Below are 15,326 nucleotides of genomic sequence, written 5' to 3'. Positions count from 1 at the left end.
CCCGTCAGCGGCTCCGCGTGCTCGCCCGGTGCAGCGCGGCCGCGTAGAGCGCGAGGACCGCGGCGAGCAGCAGGTAGTAGACGACGGGCAGGCCCGCCATGCCGAGCAGGGGGCCGACGGGGGTCAGCGGGAGCAGGATGCCGATGACCGCGAGCCCGGTGGCCGCCCAGCGCACGGGCCCCGGGGTGCGGCCCTCGGCCGCGCGGCGGCCGGTGCGCAGCAGGAGCATGACCAGGGCCTGGGTCAGCAGGTTCTCGGTGAACCAGCCGCCGTGGAAGGCCGCCTCGTCGCGAGCGCCGAGCGTGCCCGGCAGACACAGGGCGAGCACGCCGAAGGTGGCGAGGTCCGCGAGGGCGCCGAGCGCGCCGAACCCGGTGATGAAGCGGAGGAAGGAGCGCGGCCGCAGCACCGTGGGGCGGCGCAGGGCCGCCGGGTCGGGCCGGTCGTGGGCCAGGGCGAGCTGCGCCCCGTCGAAGCACAGGTTCTGCACGAGGACCTGCGCCGGGAGCATCGGCAGGAAGGGGAGCAGGAGCGCGGCCACGAGCATCGCGATCACGTTGCCGAGGTTGGAGGAGAGCGTGATGCGCAGATACGAGGCGATGTTGGCGCTGCTGTGCCGGCCGGCGACGACGGCGTGCTCGATGGCCGTGAGGTCCTTCTCCGCCAGGACGACGTCCGCGCTCTCGCGGGCCACGTCGACCCCGTCGCGCGGGCAGATCCCGACGTCGGCGGCGCGCAGCGCGGGCAGGTCGTTGACGCCGTCGCCCAGGTAGCCGGTGGTGCGTCCGTGGGCACGCAGCGCGGCGACGACCCGGGCCTTGTCCTCGGGGGTGCAGCGGGCGAACACCGTGGTCCGGGCGGCCAGCTCGCCGAGCTGTCCCTCGGTGAGGTCCTTCAGCCGCTCCCCGGTGCTCACCTCGCCCGGGTCGATGTCCAGGTCGCGGCAGACGCGTGCGGCGGTGGCCGGGTCGTCGCCGGTGAGGACCTTGACGGCGACGCCCCGCGCGGCGAGAGCGCGGACGGCGTCGTGCGCGGTGTCGGCGGGGGCGTCGCGGAAGGCGACGAAGCCGCGGAAGGTCAGTCCGCGTTCGTCGGCCGGGGTGTAGGCGCGGGTGCGGGCGGTGCGCCGCGCGGTGGCGACGGCCAGCAGGCGGACCCCGTCGGCCGCGCGCTCCGCGGCCTGCTTCCGCAGCTCGGCGCGCTCGTCGGCGTCGAGTGCGCAGCGGTCCAGGACGTCCTGCGCGGCGCCCTTCACGGCGAGGGTGTGGGTGCCCAGCGCGCCGGGTTCCCGGACGACGGCGGTGGCGAGGCGGCGGACCGGGTCGAAGGGGAGCGCGTCGACGCCGTCGTACGCCTCCCAGTCCTCGGGGCCGGTGGCCGCCAGCAGCGCTTCGTCGAGCGGGTCGGGGTCCGCCGGTTCGGCGGTCTGCAGCGTCCACCAGGCCGAGACACCGGCCCAGTGCAGGGCCTCCGCGTCGGTGCGGTCGGGGTCGACGGCCGGGCGGTCCTGGGTGAGGGTGCCGGTCTTGTCGACGCACAGGACGTCGACGGCGCCGAGGTCGTGCAGGGCGGGCAGCCGCCGGACGATCACCCCGTGGGTGCGGGCGAGCAGGGACGCGCCGCGCGCCAGACAGGTGGTGACGATGACCGGCAGCATCTCCGGGGTCAGGCCGACCGCGACGGCCACGGCGAACGGCAGGGTCTCCAGGCCCCGGCCGCGCAGCGCGGCGTTCGCCATCAGGACCAGCGGCGGGGTGAGGAGCATGAAGCGGATCAGCACCCAGGAGATGCCGTGCACCGAGCGGTCGAAGGCGCTGGTGCGGGCGCGCCGGCCGGCCGTGCGCACCGTGGCGAAGCGGGTGTCGGCGCCGGTCGCGACCACGAGGCCGGTACCGCCGCCGGAGGCGATGCTGCTGCCCTGGAAGAGCAGGTGCGCGCTGTCGCCCGCGCCGGGCAGGTCCACCGGCTGTTTGGGCACCGGCGCGGACTCGCCGGTCAGGGCGGCCTGGTGCACGGTCAGGCCGCGGGCCTTGAGCAGACGCAGGTCGGCGGGCACCAGGTCGCCGGGGGCGAGGCGGACGACGTCGCCGGGCACCAGGTCGTCGACGGGGATCTCCCGCACGCGCGGGGCGGCGTCGGGTGCCGTGCGGCGCTGGACGCTCGTGGTGGTGGCGACGAGTCCGCGCAGCCGGTCCATGGAGCGGTCGGCGCGGTGCTCGCCCTGCGCGCGCAGTACACAGCTGACGGCGACGAGCGCGAGGATCACGCAGGCGGTGCCCCACGCGGCGACCACGGCCGAGACCAGGCCGAGGCAGAACAGCACGGCGGTGAACGGGTCGCGCAGGCTGTGCCACAGCCGCTTCGGCCGGGACACCGGGCGGTGTCCGGGAAGGATGTTCGCCCCGTGGCGGGCGAGCCGGTCCTCCGCCTCCGACTCCGTCAGTCCGCGCGGCGAGCCGTCCAGGGCACGCAGCACCTGCAGCGCGGACAGGTCGCCGGGGGCCGGGCCCACCGCGGGGGCCGCGGCCGCACGGGCGGGAGCGGGGTCGTGGGCGGACACCGCGCCGCTCAGGCTCCGGCGCCGCGCAGCCGGCGGACCGGCGCGGCGGACTGCTCGGCCCGCTCGGTGAGCTGGCCGACCATCAGCCGGACCACCGTCACCACGTCCGGGTCGTCGACGTAGTACACCTGGCGGCGGCCTTCGCGGCGCGAGCGCACGAGGCCGGCGAGCTTGAGCTTGGACAGGTGCTGGCTCACGGCGGGCAGCGCGCCGCCGACCCGCTCGGCGAGCCCGGTGACATCGCACTCGCCCTCGGCCAGCGCCCACATCATGTGCAGTCGGGTGGGGGCGGCGAGCAGCCCGAAGGCCTCGGCCGCCTGGTCGAGCACCTCGGCGGACGGATCGCTGAACCCGGCCTCGGCCGACCCTGGAGAACCTGCCGCCACTGTCTCTCTCCTGTCCTTTCCGCGCAGACCGACGCCCCAGTTTAGACGCCTGCGGGCAGCGGCTTTCCGGGAAGGACGGCGTGTTCGGTGAAGCGGCCCGCTGCCCGGAAGCCGAGCCGGCGGTAGACGGGCTCGCCGTCCTCGGAGGCCTGCAGCACGGCGAGGCGGTGGCCGTGCCGGCGGGCCGTGTGCAGGGCGGCGAGGGTGACGGCGCCGCCGTAGCCGCGGCGGCGGTGGGCTGCCAGGGTGCTGATGTTGTAGATCCCGGCGACGCCCGCGTGCAGGAAGACCTCGGCCGAGCAGACCGGGCGGCCCGCGACGTAACCGACCAGATAGCGGGCCGGACCGTCGGCGGCGAGGGCGTGCGGGGCGGTCCGTTCGAAGAAGTGCCGGACGGTCGCGGCGGGCGGGTGCCAGTTCGCGGCGAGGACGGCGGCGTAGTCGGCGAGCTGTTCCGGCGTGGTCACCGGGTGGATGTCCAGGTCGTCGGCGCAGGGCTGCGGCAGGGCGTCGGTCAGCTCGGCCCACATGGCCGTCTCGTGCTCGGTCACGGGCAGACCGGCGGTCGTCAGCCGGGCCGAGAGATCCGGCGGTGTCGAGGAGGGGCCCACCCACCAGGAGAAGGGGCGGCCCGTGGCGGCCAGGGCCGTGGTCGTCACGGTGATCCGGGCGGGCGCGTCGTCGGGGGTGAAGCGGGCCGCGGCGACGATGTTGAAGGTGTCGTCGTCGAGGCCGCTGTCGGCGATCAGGAGATCGTCGGTCGCGGCGACCGACGCACCGTCGAGGCGGCGGTGCAGGTGGCAGGCGTGCTCGGCCAGGTTCCGCTCCATCCTGGCCGTCAGGTCGGTCACGTCAGGTGCGGGGTCCTACGGCGCGCTCATGGTGGTCGATCAGATCACACCCCGCCGGACAGCGGGCCCACGGACCGGGGACGAGTCCGTGAGCCGGCCGTAGGGGTCCGGCGACGGGCAGGTCAGCAGCTCAGGTTGGCGCCGGGGTCGACGCCGAGGATCTGCGAGAACTTCTTGTAGTTGTCGATGCGGCTCTGGACCTGCGAGGGGTTGCCGCCGTTGCATTCGATGCTGCCGTTGATGCTGCGGATCGTCTCGCCGAATCCGGAGCCGTTGACCATCGCGTTGTGCGGGGTCATGGTGCCGGGGCCGGTCTGGGTGTTCCAGTACCACAGGCCGGTCTTCCAGGAGACCGCCGAGTCGTTCTGCACGAGATCGGGGTTGTTGAGCAGATCGATGCCGAGGGCATCGCCGGCGGACTTGTAGTTGAAGTTCCAGCTGAGCTGGATCGGGCCGCGGCCGTAGTACTTGTCGTTGCCCGCCGGGCAGCCGTACGACTGCGACGTGTCGCAGTAGTGCGGGTAGTTGGCGGTGTTCTGCTCGACGACGTAGACGAGCCCGCCGGTCTCGTGGCTCACGTTCGCTAGGAAGGCGGCGGCTTCCTGCTTGCGTACGGTGTCGCTGCCCGTGCCGGTGAACTCCGGGTACGCGCTGAGCGCGGCGGTCAGCCCGTCGTACGTGTAGAAGGAGTTCCGGCTCGGGAACATCTGGTCGAACTGTGCCTGGCTGACGATGAAGTCGGCCTGGGCGTCGGCCTTTTCGGCGGACGCGGTGCCGGCCAGGGCGAACACTCCGAGGGTGGCTGCTGACGCGCCGGCGGTCAGCAGCGCGAGGAGGCGACGGCGCATGGGGGCGCTCCAATCGGACGGAAGAGTGGGGGGTACGGCGCCGCGAGCCATGACGCGCATGCGCGCCGTGGGGATGGCTCGCGGCGCCGCCGTTCGGAGCGTCCGTCAGCCGCCGACGTTCACGTCGATGCAGGCGTAGAACGCGTTCGTCGTGTCGGCGATGTTCCAGACGGCCAACACCTTCTGACGGCCCGTCAGCGAACCGAAATCGACCTGGTGCGTGACGGTGGCGCCGGGCTTGGCACCGTTGTCATTGAATTCGGCGATCGACTGGCCACCGACGAAGTACTGCCAGGTGCTGGTGGCGTGCTGGGCCGTCAGCTTCCATTCGAAGGTGGTGGACTTCTGGACGGGCGTGGCGACCCAGCCCTTGGAGTCGTCGTCGAGCTCGGCGAACCGGCTGTTCCCGCCGCTGCAGCTGGTCAGACCCTTGGGGCCCTCGACGCTCTGCGGTTCGTACGTGATGTCACCGCAGGACACGGTGCCCGCGGCACACTGCGCCTGACGGCTGGGCGGGGTGTTGATGTAGCCGTGCGCGCTCGCCGGTCCGGCGGGCAGGCTGACGGCGATGACCGGGGCCAGCGCCGCGCCGATGAGCGCGGCCGTCTTCCTTCTGGCGTTCATGCGTACTCCTTCACTTCAGGTCTTCCTGAACGCGCGAAACGTGGGGGCGCGCGGTCAGGTCGGCCTCTCGTGGGTGGGGCCAAGAGGCGCGAAGGGACACGGGAAGGACCGCCCATGAACGCAGGGCGAACTCCCGTAAGCGGAACGGCCGTTGCTGCTTGGACTAGACCATACAAGCGGTCGTGACCCTGTCAAGGCAGTCGCGGGGAAACCCACCGCACCGGGGACCCGGGCGTCACAGGGGCCGCGGATCGGACGCGCCGAGGCATGGCAGGCGCTCCGCCGGGGCATGAGGGCGATGTGCACGCCGTCGGCGCGGCGCCGGGGGCGGGGACGGTCGGGGACGACGGCGGTCCCGGTCCGCCACGGCGGCTTCTTCGACGGAAAGTCCGGCCGCGTGACGGACCGGACGCGGAAGCCGGGTGCTCACGGGCACCGGACGACAGGCACCGGCCGGGCATTGCGCCGATCGGGCCGACATCGCGTCCGACGCCGTCCCGCGGGGCACAGTGCCGACGTGACCAGGGAACGGACCACGGGCGACGACTACTCCGACACCGCGGAGTTCTACGACATCCTGCAGGCCGACCAGGACCGGCGGCGGGCCGCACGGCTGTACGGCGCCCGTCTGGAGCGGGCCGAGGTCGTGGTCGACGCGGGGGCGGGCAGCGGCCTGCTGACCGTGCTCGCGCTGGAGTCGACGTCCGCGACGGTGCACGCGGTCGAACCGGCGGCGCCGATGCGCGCCCTGCTGATGACGCGGCTGGCCGGCCTGCGCGCCGACCAGCGGGCGCGCGTCACCGTGCACCCGTGGACGCTCGACGCCTGCGCACTGTCGGCGCGCGCGGATCTGGTCGTGTGCAACAACGTCGTGCCGACACTCCCGCCGGGCCAACGCCACGCGCTGTGGCGGGGTTTGGGCCGCGCACTCGCCCCCGGAGGCCATGCCGTCCTCGACACGCCGCCGACGGAGCCGCCCCTCCGGGAGCAGGTGGAGCGACTGCCTCGGGTGCGCGTCGGGGAGGACGTGTTCGGCGCCACCATGACGACGCGCGCCGAGGAGCGGCTGATCAGTGTGTCCTTCACCTACACCGTGGAACGGGACGGCCGGGTGATCCGCGAGCACCGCGACACGTTCCCCCTGTACCCACTGCCCCTGCCCGTGCTGCGCGAGGAGTGGCGGCGTGCGGGTCTGGAGGACGTCGCGTGCGACGCGGAGACGCTGGTCGTGCGCCGCGCGCGGTGAGCCGCGCGCCGTCAGCCGGCGGTCCGGCCCCCGGCGACGTCGATGCGCAGGGCGCGGACGAACGCGTCCTCCGTCTCCGCGCTGAAGAACCCCGTGATGCCGCGCAGGAGTTGCAGCGCGGTGCGCACTCCGGCCGGCAGCGGGGAGGGCATGCCGGCGGCCACGGCCGCGAGCTGGTCGGGCGCGCTCCGGGCCGCCTCCAGGTGAGCGTGGGCCAGGCCGAGATCGCCGGTGCCCGCATGCCGTACCGCGCAGGTCACGTCGTACGACGCGCTGCGCGAGAGGGCGAGGAGCGACTGGATGCCGGACATCTCCGCGTCGTCGTGGGCCGCGGCGCTGAGGTGACCGCCCGCCCGGTCGAGGATCTTCGCTATGGCGGACAGTCGTCCCGCTTCAAGAACTGCGACAGGTGCCATGCCGATTCCTTTCGTCCCCCCGTCCGCTGAGCCCGTGTCTCCAGCGTTATCACCGGGTCCGGCGCCGGACGAACCCCCGCGTGGGGGCGCACAGCACGCGCAGAGAGAGGCCGGGCGGCGCCCAGGGCGGAGGTTGAGGCACAGGACGGCGCACACCGCCGTCGGGCGCTGCTGGGCGCACGCGGCGGTCCTCGCGGTCCCGCGCACTCATGGACAGCTCCCCACCTGCTGTGATCTCATCCGTCCCGCACGCCTTCCGCTCAGGCACGAAAGACCCCCCACATGCAGAAGACCAAGGCCGCACTCTGGGAATTCCTCCAGGGGCTCGGCAAGACGTTCATGCTCCCGGTGGCGCTGCTCGCGTTCTGCGGCATCATGCTGGGCATCGGTTCGTCGCTCTCCAGCGACGCCGTCACCGACAATCTGACCTTCCTCCAGGGCGAGGGCTTCCATCTGGTCTTCACGTGGATGGCCAACACCGGGCTGGTCGCCTTCAAGTTCCTGCCCGTCATGTTCGCGATAGCCATCCCGCTGGGCCTGGCCCGCGAGGACAAGGGCGTCGCCGCGTTCTCCGGCTTCGTCGGCTTCGCCGCGATGAACCTGGCGGTGAACTTCTTCCTCACCGCCAAGGGCGTCGACTTCGAGGACGAGAAGGCGATCGCGCACTACGGCATCGCGGACGTCATCGGCATCCAGTCCATCGATACGGGACTGCTCGGCGCGGTAGCCGTTGGCATCGTTGTCAGCGTCCTCCACCGGCGCTTTCGTACCCAGCGGATGCCGGACGCGCTGGCCTTCTTCGGGGGTCTGCGGTTCGTTCCGATCGTCTCGGCGCTCACCCTGAGCGTGCTCGGCCTGCTGATCCCCCTGGTGTGGCCGACGTTCAACGGCTGGATCACGGATCTGGGCCGGGCGATCGGTCACACCGGTGTCTTCGGCCCGTTCTTCTTCGGCATGGGCGAGGTCCTGCTGCGCCCGATCGGCCTGCACCACATCCTCGTCGCGATGTTCCGCTTCACGGATGTCGGCGGCTCCGGCACCGTGTGCGGCGACCACGTCTCCGGCGCGCTGAACCTCTTCTACGCGCAGCTCAACTGCTCGCAGGCGCCGACCGGTTCGGTCACCGATGCCACCCACTTCCTGTCCCAGGGCAAGATGGCGGCCTACCTCGGCGGACTGCCGGGCGCGGCGCTGGCGATGTACCACTGCGCGAACAAGAAGATGCGCCCCGAGATCAAGGCGCTCCTGGTGTCCGGTGTCGTCGCCTGCGTCGTCGGCGGCATCACCGAGCCGCTCGAGTTCCTGTTCCTGTTCATCGCACCGTGGCTGTACCTCGTCCACGCGGTCCTCGTCGGCCTGGGATTCCTGACCGCCGCCGTGCTCGGCGTGTTCATCGGCAACACGGACGGCAACGTCATCGACTGGCTCGTCTTCGGCGTCCTCCAGGGCTCGACCACGAAGTGGTACCTGGTCCCGGTGATCGCCGCCGTCTGGTTCGCCGCCTACTACTTCCTGTTCCGCTGGGCCATCGTCCGCTTCGACCTGAAGACGCCCGGCCGGGACGAGCCGGCCGAAGAAGCGGAATCCGCCGGGCAGGAAGACACCGACGGCGCGCCGCGCGAGCTGGTCGCGGGCAAGTACGACGCGGTGGCGATCCTCGACGCGATCGGCGGCGCCGACAACATCCAGTCCCTCGACAACTGCATCACCCGCCTGCGGATGACCGTCACGGACGCCGAACGCGTCGACGAACAGCGCCTGAAGAAGCTCGGGGCGGTCGGCGTCATCAAGCTCGACGCCCACAACGTCCAGGTCATCATCGGCCCGCAGGTGCAGTCGGTGAAGGACGCGATCGCCACGATGGTCCCGGTGGGCTGAGCCGTGCCACTCCCCTCCCCCGCCGACTCCCCCGCCGACGGCGTCGAAGGCTCCGGCTACGACTTCGACACGCCCGTCGACCGGCACGGCACCTGGTGCACACAGTGGGACTACGTCGAGGACCGCTTCGGCGTCCCGGACCTGCTGCCGTTCACCATCTCCGACATGGACTTCGAGACGGCGCCCGAGGTGCTCTCGGCGCTGCGCGGCCGCCTCGACCACGGGGTGCTCGGCTACTCCCGGTGGCGCCAGGCCGACTTCCTCTCCGCGGTCGTCGACTGGTACGGCACCCGGCACCGCACCACGGTCGACCCCGACACGATCGTCTACGGCCCGTCCGTCGTCTACCAGATCGGCCGGCTCCTGCAGCTGTGGTCGCGGCCCGGTGACGGGGTCGTGGTCCACACGCCGATGTACGACGCGTTCCCCAAGACGATCGCCGCGCACGAACGCCGCTTGCTGGAATGCCCGTTGGGCGACTGGGACACCCTGGAGCGGTTGCTCGCGCGGCCCGACACGGCGATTCTCCTGCTGTGCTCGCCGCACAATCCGACCGGCCATGTCTGGACGCGGGACGAGCTGGACCGGATGGCCCGCCTGTGCGCCCGGTACGACGTGGCGGTGATCAGCGACGAGATCCACTCCGACCTCGCGCACCCGCCGCACGTCCACCGCCCCTGGGCCCTGCACGGCGCTCCCGGGGCGCGCTGGGCGATGGTCACGTCGGCGTCGAAGTCGTTCAACATCCCCGCGCTGACCGGAAGTTACGGCATCATCGGCGATCCCGCGGCCCGCGACGGGTATCTGCGCCACCTCAAGGAGGCGGACGGCCTGTCGTCGCCGTCGGTGCTGTCGCTCGTCGGGCACATCGCTGCGTACCGGAAGGGCGGCGCCTGGCTCGACGCGCTGGGCGGCTACCTCCGCGGCAATCTGGAGCACGTCGCCGAGCGGCTCGACGCGGCGTTCCCGGACCTCGGCTGGACGCCTCCGCAGGCCGGTTACCTCGCCTGGATCGACGTGCGCCCCCTGGGCATCGACGACGAGGCGCTGCAGCGCGAGCTCGTCGACACCCAGAAGGTGGCCGTGATGCCCGGGACCTCGTACGGGGCGCCCGGCTTCCTGCGCCTCAACGTCGGCTGCCCACGGGCCAAGGCGGCGCGGGGGATCGACGCCGTGGTCGCGGCGCTGCGCGCCCTCGGCTGAGGCCCGCCGCCCCGCCGGCTCACTGGTACGGCGGGGCGGCGGGAGGCGGTGGCGTCACCGGCTGCGGTGGCGCCACCGGCATGTCGGGGCGGCTGTCGTGCACGACGCGGGCGAGCGTGAACTCGTACTCGAACGTCTGGGTCATCCCCTCGGCGATCACGAGGTAGCCGTCGCCGTGCTCGTAGACCGTACGTCGATCGTCCCCGCACTCTGCCACACGGACGGCGTCGCTCCGGCTGCCGGGGTGGTGCCGGCACCACCCCTGATCCGGGCCTCAGGCCTCCTGTCCAACTCCCGTTGCCGGAGCAGGATTTCGTCTCGTAGCCGACGACGGACAGAGGAGAGAGACGATGAGCGGTCCTACGCGACGCAGGGTCCTGAAGGGTGCGGCGCTCGCGGCGGCGGGCAGTGTGGTCGGCGGCTTCGGGGCCGGCACCGGCGCGGCCGCCGCGCGGCCCGCGACGGGCGGGACGGGTTCGCTCCCGTTCCTGGAGGGCGCCTTCGCCCCGGTCACCGAGGAGCTGACGGCCTTCGGCCTGAAGGTGACCGGCCGCCTGCCCCGCGACCTCGACGGCCGCTATCTGCGCACCGGCCCCAACGCCCTCGGCCTGGAGGATCCGCGGGCACACCACTGGATGCTGGGCGACGGCATGGTGCACGGTGTGCGGCTGCGGGGCGGGCGCGCCGAGTGGTACCGCAACCGGTGGGTGCGCTCCGCGCAGGTGGCGAAGAAGCTGGGCGAGCGCTACCCGGGCCAGGCGCCGCCGGACGACTTCGCGTGCAACACCCACGTGATCCCGTACAAGGGCCGGATCCTGGCGCTGCAGGAGAGCGGCCCGCTGCCCTACGAGCTGGACGGCGAGCTGGCCACGGTGCGCCCCTACGACTTCCGGTCCACGCTCACCGGGGCGTTCACCGCGCACACCAAGTACGACGCGACGGCCGACGAGTTGCACGCGGTGGCGTACTACGCGACGTGGGACCACGTGCGGCACATCATGATCGACCGGACCGGACGGGTGGCCGCGACCCATCGGATCCCGGTGGCGGACGCGCCGATGATGCACGACTTCGCGCTCACCGGGAAGTACGTGGTGATTGTCGACGTGCCCCTCACGTTCGACGCCGCCGCGGCCGAGGCGGGCGCGCTCGTGCCGTACCTCTGGAACGAGCGCCATCCGATGCGGGTCGGCGTGATGCCACGGACCGGGGGCGCGACCCGCTGGTTCCAGATCGACCCGGTGTTCTACTCGCACACCCTCAACGCCTACGACCAGGGCGACACCGTGGTCGTCGAGTACACCGCCATGCCCGCGCCGTTCTACGCGGCCGGCCGGGGCAACGGCGGCCCCTCCAGCACCGGCACGCCGACGCTCGAACGCTGGGTCGTCGACCTGCGCTCGGGACGCGTCACCGGCACCCGCCTGGACGACCTGCCCCAGGAGTTCCCCCGCGTCAACGAATCCCTGGTCTCCCGTCGTCACCGCTACGGATACACCGCGAGCGCGGCCGAGATGTGGCGCGCCTACGAAACGGTCGACGGAGTGCCGCCGGACGAGAAGTTCTCCAACTGCCTGGTGAAACACGACCTGTTGCGCGGCAGCCGGCAGGTGCACCGCTTCTCCCGGGGCGCGGCGGCGAGCGAGCCGGTGTTCGTACCGCGCCGCGGCGGCCGGGACGAGGACGACGGCTACATCCTGTCCTACGTCCACGACCCCGACCGCGGCGCGACGGACCTGGTGGTCCTCGCCGCGCAGGACTTCACAGGCCACCCGCTGGCCCGCGTCCACCTGCCCGGCCGGGTACCGCTGGGCTTCCACGGGAGCTGGGTGGCGGACGCCTAGCCGAGGGGGCCGGGGGTGCCGCGGCGGGACAGTGGACCGGCCCGGCCGCGCGCCCCTGTGGGAAACTCGTGGGGTGAAACGGCAGGAGCTCGACGACCTCGTCCGGCTGCGGCGGGCACGTGACCGGATGGACCGTGACTACGCCGAGCCCCTCGACGTGACGGCGCTGGCCCGCGACGCCCTCATGTCGCCGGGACACTTCTCCCGGAGCTTCCGGACCGCGTACGGCGAGACGCCGTACAGCTACCTGATGACGCGTCGCATCGAGCGGGCCAAGGCGCTGCTGCGCCGCGGCGACCTGACGGTGACCGAGGTCTGCTTCGCCGTGGGGTGTACGTCGCTGGGCTCGTTCAGCTCGCGGTTCACCGAGCTGGTCGGGGAGACGCCGAGCGCGTACCGGGCCCGCGCCCACGACGACGCCGTCGCGATCCCGGCCTGCATCGTGAAGATCCACACGCGGCCCGTCAGGAACGGACAAGCGGGGTCCGCCGCCCGGTCGTAGGCTGAGCCGCATGGACGACATCAAGCTTTCCACGTGCTTCATCGCCGTCGACGACCCCGACCGGGCGATCGCCTTCTACCGCGACGTCCTGGGCCTGGAGGTGCGCAACGACGTCGGGTACGAGGGGATGCGCTGGGTGACCGTCGGCTCGCCGTCGCAGCCGGACGTGAGCGTCGTTCTGGAGCCGCCCCTGGCGGATCCGAACGCGTCCGAGGACGACCGGCGGGTGATGGCGGAGCTGCTGGCCAAGGGGCTGCTGCGCGGCGTGCTCTTCGCGACGGAGGACTGCGACGCCACGTTCAAGCGGGTCAGCGAGGCCGGCGCCGATGTGGTGCAGGAGCCGATGGACCAGTTCTACGGCGTGCGCGACTGCGCGTTCCGTGATCCGGCGGGCAATCTGCTGCGCTTCACCCAGCCGCTCGGGGAGTGACCGCCGCGGGCCCGTCGGGTCCGGTGTGCTGGGGCGCCTTGAGCCCGATCCGCGGTCCGGCGAGGTCCGGGACGAGGCCGAGCGGCCGGCCCGTCGAGCGGTGAGCGGTCTTGCGGGCCACCTCGGCGACGATGTGGGCCGCGGGCTGGATCTCCTCGCGGGGCGTGCTGTGCGACTCCGTGGCCGGCACCCGCGGCGGGTCGGCGAAGGCGGCCACGGTCGGCATCGCGGTGGCGGCCAGGGCGCCGAGGACGATGAGGAGGGCGCGGAGGGCGCGCGGACGGGCGCGGCTCGCGGTCATGGGACGAGTGGGCCTTTCGTGGCGTGCGGAACGGGCGGGTGTCCTCGGCCGACGGCCCGGTTCAGGCCACCCGGCCCGAGGACATCGGGCCGGGGTCGAGGGTGCGGGGCAGACGGGCGAGGCCGACGATGCCGCCGTCGTCGAAGTCCTGGTCGTCCGGCTGCGCGGAACTGTCCGGGGCCGGGGTGGACTGCGCCGTCCTCCCCGGAGTCCGGGCGGCGGGTCTCGGTGTGTGCGCCGGGACCGCGGTGTGGGTGCCGCGGCGGCTCGTGAGCCCACCGTCCGGGGACAGCGTGACGCGCAGACCGTGCACATCGGCCGCGGCCGCCTTGCCGAGGGCGACGAGGTCGGCGATCTTCTTGCCGTGGTCGGTGATCTCGGCCTGGTACGCGTGCTTCCCCAGGCGATAGACCTTCGCGCTGTCCCCCTTGACCGCGAGAGCGACGGTCCTCACATAGGTGCGCTTCGCCGCGGTGGGCGCACCGGACTCCGCGGTGACGCCCGCACCGTGCGGCACGGCGGCCAGGGCTCCGGAGGCGGTACCGAGGGCGATCGCCGCCGCGGCTGTGGTGGTGACGATGCCGGTGCGCAGGGCACGCGAGGTCAGGGGCATGAGGGGCACCTTCAGGATCGCTGTCGGGTGTGAGGGCGGCCGCCCCGGTGGTTCGCGGCGACACCTACGAACGTACGCATTTCATGTCAAGGGGCCCCATACGTCATGTAACGGTACGTATGCGTACACATCGCAAACTCCGCACCGGAGGCGGCCGGCGGCGGACGCCCCGCTCCGCACGATTCGCCCCGCCGTTTCCCGGGGAGTAACCCCCCATGCCGGACCGGATAGCGTCGACGCACGCCGTCATCGTGGGAGTGGAGCGCTACGACGGCGGGCCGGGCTGGGACCTGGACGGGCCCGTGCGCGACGCCGTCGGCCACGCCCGCAGGCTGCTCGCCGCGGGGCTGCCACCGGAGCGGATCACCCTGCTCCTGTCCCCCGCGCCGCACAACGAGCACCTCGCCGCGGAGGCCGGGCTGGGCTTCAGGCGGGCCGGGCGGGAGGCCGTGCACCAGGCGCTCTTCCGCGAACTCCCTTCGCGCAGCGGTGACTTCTTCTTCCTGGCGTGGTCCGGGCACGGGCTGGTGGCCGCCGACGGGCATCGCCGGCTGTTGTACGCCGACGCCACCGAGCGGGACATCCGCAGCCTGGACCTGGACGCGGCGCTCGCCGCGTGGCGCTCGGACCTGGTGCCGTCCTTCCCGCATCAGCTGTGGCTGCTCGACGCCTGTCAGCTGTTCGCCGATCCGGCGCGGCTCGACGGCGCGCTGGCGCCCGATCCCGTCCCGGTGCGGCCGCTGCGCGAACGCCCGGGCCAGCACGCCCTGTTCGCGTGCGCCCCGGGCCAGTCGGCGCGCGGCAGCCGCACCGGCGGACCCGGCGTCTTCACCGCCGCCGTGCACGACCTGTGGGACGAGGGAGGCGGGGCGGGCTCCTGGCCCGCGGACCCCCGGGCCCTCGCCGACCAGGTGCGCGAGCGGGTCGCCGCCCAGGGCACGGCGGCGCAGACGCCCACGTACTTCTGGCACTGTGGGCCACAGGGGCAGAGCGAGCAGTGGCGGCGGCCGGCCCCGGCACCGGCCGGCCCGGCACGTCCGGCGCGCGCCCGGCGCCGTGAGCTGGTCCTCGCGCTGGAGCGGGTCCCGGCGATGCGGGAGCCCGACGCGCGCGCCCGGGTCATCCGGCAGCTGCCGCCGGAGATCGCCGCCAGTGTGCCGCAGTCGGCGATCACCAGACCCGCGCTGCTGGACCTCGTCGACACCTGTCTGGAGTTTCCCGACGGTCTCGACGAGTTGTGCGACGCCTTGGAAATGGTGGACCCGGGAACGCTGGCGTACACCGAATTCTCGGCCAGAGCACGGGAGTTGACCGAAAAGGATGACTGAGACGCGGGGTTCCCGAGCATGAGTGCAGGGGACATGATGGAGCACAAGGGGTCGGCGTCGGCGGCATCGGCGGCCCAGATGCTGGGAGGGCAACGGCACCATGGATCACGCCGACAGCGCTGTCGAGTCGGAGCTTGTAGACCTCGGGGGATGGACGCTTGAGCAGCTACGCGCGCATACCGGAGCCGAGCGGGCGCAGGGCAAACGGAGACTGCTGCGCAAGCTCGACGATCCCGACGTCAACTTCGGCGGCGACGACAAGAGTTGAGCGCCCCCGCGGCGCGGCGGGCAGGGGG

At 72.7% G+C, this 15,326-nt stretch carries 17 protein-coding genes; 8 read left to right on the top strand and 9 right to left on the bottom strand.

Annotated features, from left to right (window positions below):
- Nucleotides 1–4: 4 nt before the first annotated feature.
- From mgtA to ACVHNB_RS15365, 5 genes are all read right to left on the bottom strand, one after another.
- Nucleotides 5–2,560 carry a magnesium-translocating P-type ATPase gene (mgtA, locus tag ACVHNB_RS15385; protein WP_456228348.1) on the bottom strand — a complete coding sequence of 852 codons (2,556 nt, stop codon included), beginning with the start codon at nucleotides 2,558–2,560 and terminating at the stop codon, nucleotides 5–7.
- A gap of 8 nt (nucleotides 2,561–2,568) precedes the next feature.
- Entirely contained in the window at nucleotides 2,569–2,946 is a 378-nt protein-coding gene (locus ACVHNB_RS15380) for an ArsR/SmtB family transcription factor (RefSeq protein WP_428950602.1), read from the bottom strand.
- Between the two features lie 41 nt (nucleotides 2,947–2,987).
- Complete coding sequence (locus tag ACVHNB_RS15375) at nucleotides 2,988–3,776, bottom strand: GNAT family N-acetyltransferase (protein ID WP_428957451.1); 789 nt, start codon at nucleotides 3,774–3,776, stop codon at nucleotides 2,988–2,990.
- A gap of 143 nt (nucleotides 3,777–3,919) precedes the next feature.
- A complete protein-coding gene (locus ACVHNB_RS15370) occupies nucleotides 3,920–4,645 on the bottom strand; it encodes a chitinase (RefSeq protein ID WP_428950603.1) in 726 nt (241 codons plus the stop codon).
- A 105-nt stretch (nucleotides 4,646–4,750) separates the two neighbouring features.
- The gene (locus tag ACVHNB_RS15365) at nucleotides 4,751–5,269 is read right to left on the bottom strand and encodes a lytic polysaccharide monooxygenase auxiliary activity family 9 protein (RefSeq protein ID WP_428950604.1); all 519 of its coding nucleotides are present in this window, start codon (nucleotides 5,267–5,269) and stop codon (nucleotides 4,751–4,753) included.
- 517 nt (nucleotides 5,270–5,786) lie between these two features.
- Here ACVHNB_RS15365 and ACVHNB_RS15360 point away from each other — a divergent pair.
- On the top strand, nucleotides 5,787–6,515 hold the full coding sequence (locus ACVHNB_RS15360; protein WP_456228347.1) for a class I SAM-dependent methyltransferase: 729 nt from the start codon (nucleotides 5,787–5,789) through the stop codon (nucleotides 6,513–6,515).
- Between the two features lie 11 nt (nucleotides 6,516–6,526).
- Here the strand turns inward: ACVHNB_RS15360 and ACVHNB_RS15355 are convergent, their stop codons facing one another.
- Nucleotides 6,527–6,931, bottom strand: a complete 405-nt coding sequence (locus tag ACVHNB_RS15355) for a hypothetical protein (protein ID WP_428950606.1) — start codon at nucleotides 6,929–6,931, stop codon at nucleotides 6,527–6,529.
- 282 nt (nucleotides 6,932–7,213) lie between these two features.
- On the opposite strand from ACVHNB_RS15355, the gene malX reads away from it, so the two are divergent.
- Together malX and ACVHNB_RS15345 are read left to right on the top strand one after the other, a co-directional pair.
- Nucleotides 7,214–8,809 (top strand): maltose/glucose-specific PTS transporter subunit IIBC, encoded by a 1,596-nt coding sequence (malX, locus tag ACVHNB_RS15350; protein WP_456228346.1) that lies wholly within the window; start codon nucleotides 7,214–7,216, stop codon nucleotides 8,807–8,809.
- A gap of 3 nt (nucleotides 8,810–8,812) precedes the next feature.
- Nucleotides 8,813–10,012 carry a MalY/PatB family protein gene (locus ACVHNB_RS15345; protein WP_456228345.1) on the top strand — a complete coding sequence of 400 codons (1,200 nt, stop codon included), beginning with the start codon at nucleotides 8,813–8,815 and terminating at the stop codon, nucleotides 10,010–10,012.
- Nucleotides 10,013–10,031: 19 nt separating this feature from the next.
- Here the strand turns inward: ACVHNB_RS15345 and ACVHNB_RS15340 are convergent, their stop codons facing one another.
- Nucleotides 10,032–10,229, bottom strand: a complete 198-nt coding sequence (locus ACVHNB_RS15340; RefSeq protein WP_428950609.1) for a hypothetical protein — start codon at nucleotides 10,227–10,229, stop codon at nucleotides 10,032–10,034.
- A 133-nt stretch (nucleotides 10,230–10,362) separates the two neighbouring features.
- Between ACVHNB_RS15340 and ACVHNB_RS15335 the strand changes: the two genes are divergently transcribed.
- From ACVHNB_RS15335 to ACVHNB_RS15325, 3 genes are all read left to right on the top strand, one after another.
- Nucleotides 10,363–11,856 (top strand): carotenoid oxygenase family protein, encoded by a 1,494-nt coding sequence (locus ACVHNB_RS15335; RefSeq protein WP_456228344.1) that lies wholly within the window; start codon nucleotides 10,363–10,365, stop codon nucleotides 11,854–11,856.
- 127 nt (nucleotides 11,857–11,983) lie between these two features.
- The gene (locus ACVHNB_RS15330) at nucleotides 11,984–12,358 is read left to right on the top strand and encodes a helix-turn-helix transcriptional regulator (protein WP_456228889.1); all 375 of its coding nucleotides are present in this window, start codon (nucleotides 11,984–11,986) and stop codon (nucleotides 12,356–12,358) included.
- A gap of 10 nt (nucleotides 12,359–12,368) precedes the next feature.
- Entirely contained in the window at nucleotides 12,369–12,788 is a 420-nt protein-coding gene (locus ACVHNB_RS15325) for a VOC family protein (protein WP_428950612.1), read from the top strand.
- On the opposite strand, the gene ACVHNB_RS15320 is transcribed toward ACVHNB_RS15325, so the two are convergent.
- Both ACVHNB_RS15320 and ACVHNB_RS15315 read right to left on the bottom strand, forming a co-directional pair.
- Nucleotides 12,766–13,089: a hypothetical protein gene (locus ACVHNB_RS15320; RefSeq protein ID WP_456228343.1), complete on the bottom strand. Its 324-nt coding sequence runs from the start codon at nucleotides 13,087–13,089 to the stop codon at nucleotides 12,766–12,768. The genes ACVHNB_RS15325 and ACVHNB_RS15320 overlap by 23 nt on opposite strands.
- A gap of 61 nt (nucleotides 13,090–13,150) precedes the next feature.
- The gene (locus ACVHNB_RS15315) at nucleotides 13,151–13,702 is read right to left on the bottom strand and encodes a hypothetical protein (protein ID WP_428950614.1); all 552 of its coding nucleotides are present in this window, start codon (nucleotides 13,700–13,702) and stop codon (nucleotides 13,151–13,153) included.
- A 215-nt stretch (nucleotides 13,703–13,917) separates the two neighbouring features.
- Between ACVHNB_RS15315 and ACVHNB_RS15310 the strand changes: the two genes are divergently transcribed.
- Both ACVHNB_RS15310 and ACVHNB_RS15305 read left to right on the top strand, forming a co-directional pair.
- Nucleotides 13,918–15,030, top strand: a complete 1,113-nt coding sequence (locus ACVHNB_RS15310) for an effector-associated domain 2-containing protein (RefSeq protein WP_428950615.1) — start codon at nucleotides 13,918–13,920, stop codon at nucleotides 15,028–15,030.
- A gap of 100 nt (nucleotides 15,031–15,130) precedes the next feature.
- Nucleotides 15,131–15,298 (top strand): hypothetical protein, encoded by a 168-nt coding sequence (locus ACVHNB_RS15305; RefSeq protein ID WP_356490695.1) that lies wholly within the window; start codon nucleotides 15,131–15,133, stop codon nucleotides 15,296–15,298.
- The last annotated feature ends 28 nt before the right edge of the window (nucleotides 15,299–15,326 follow it).

The sequence above is a fragment of the Streptomyces sp. YJ-C3 genome (assembly GCF_053891275.1).
The sequence above is the reverse complement of the archived record's forward strand: the minus strand, read 5'-3'. Positions and strand labels throughout refer to the sequence as shown.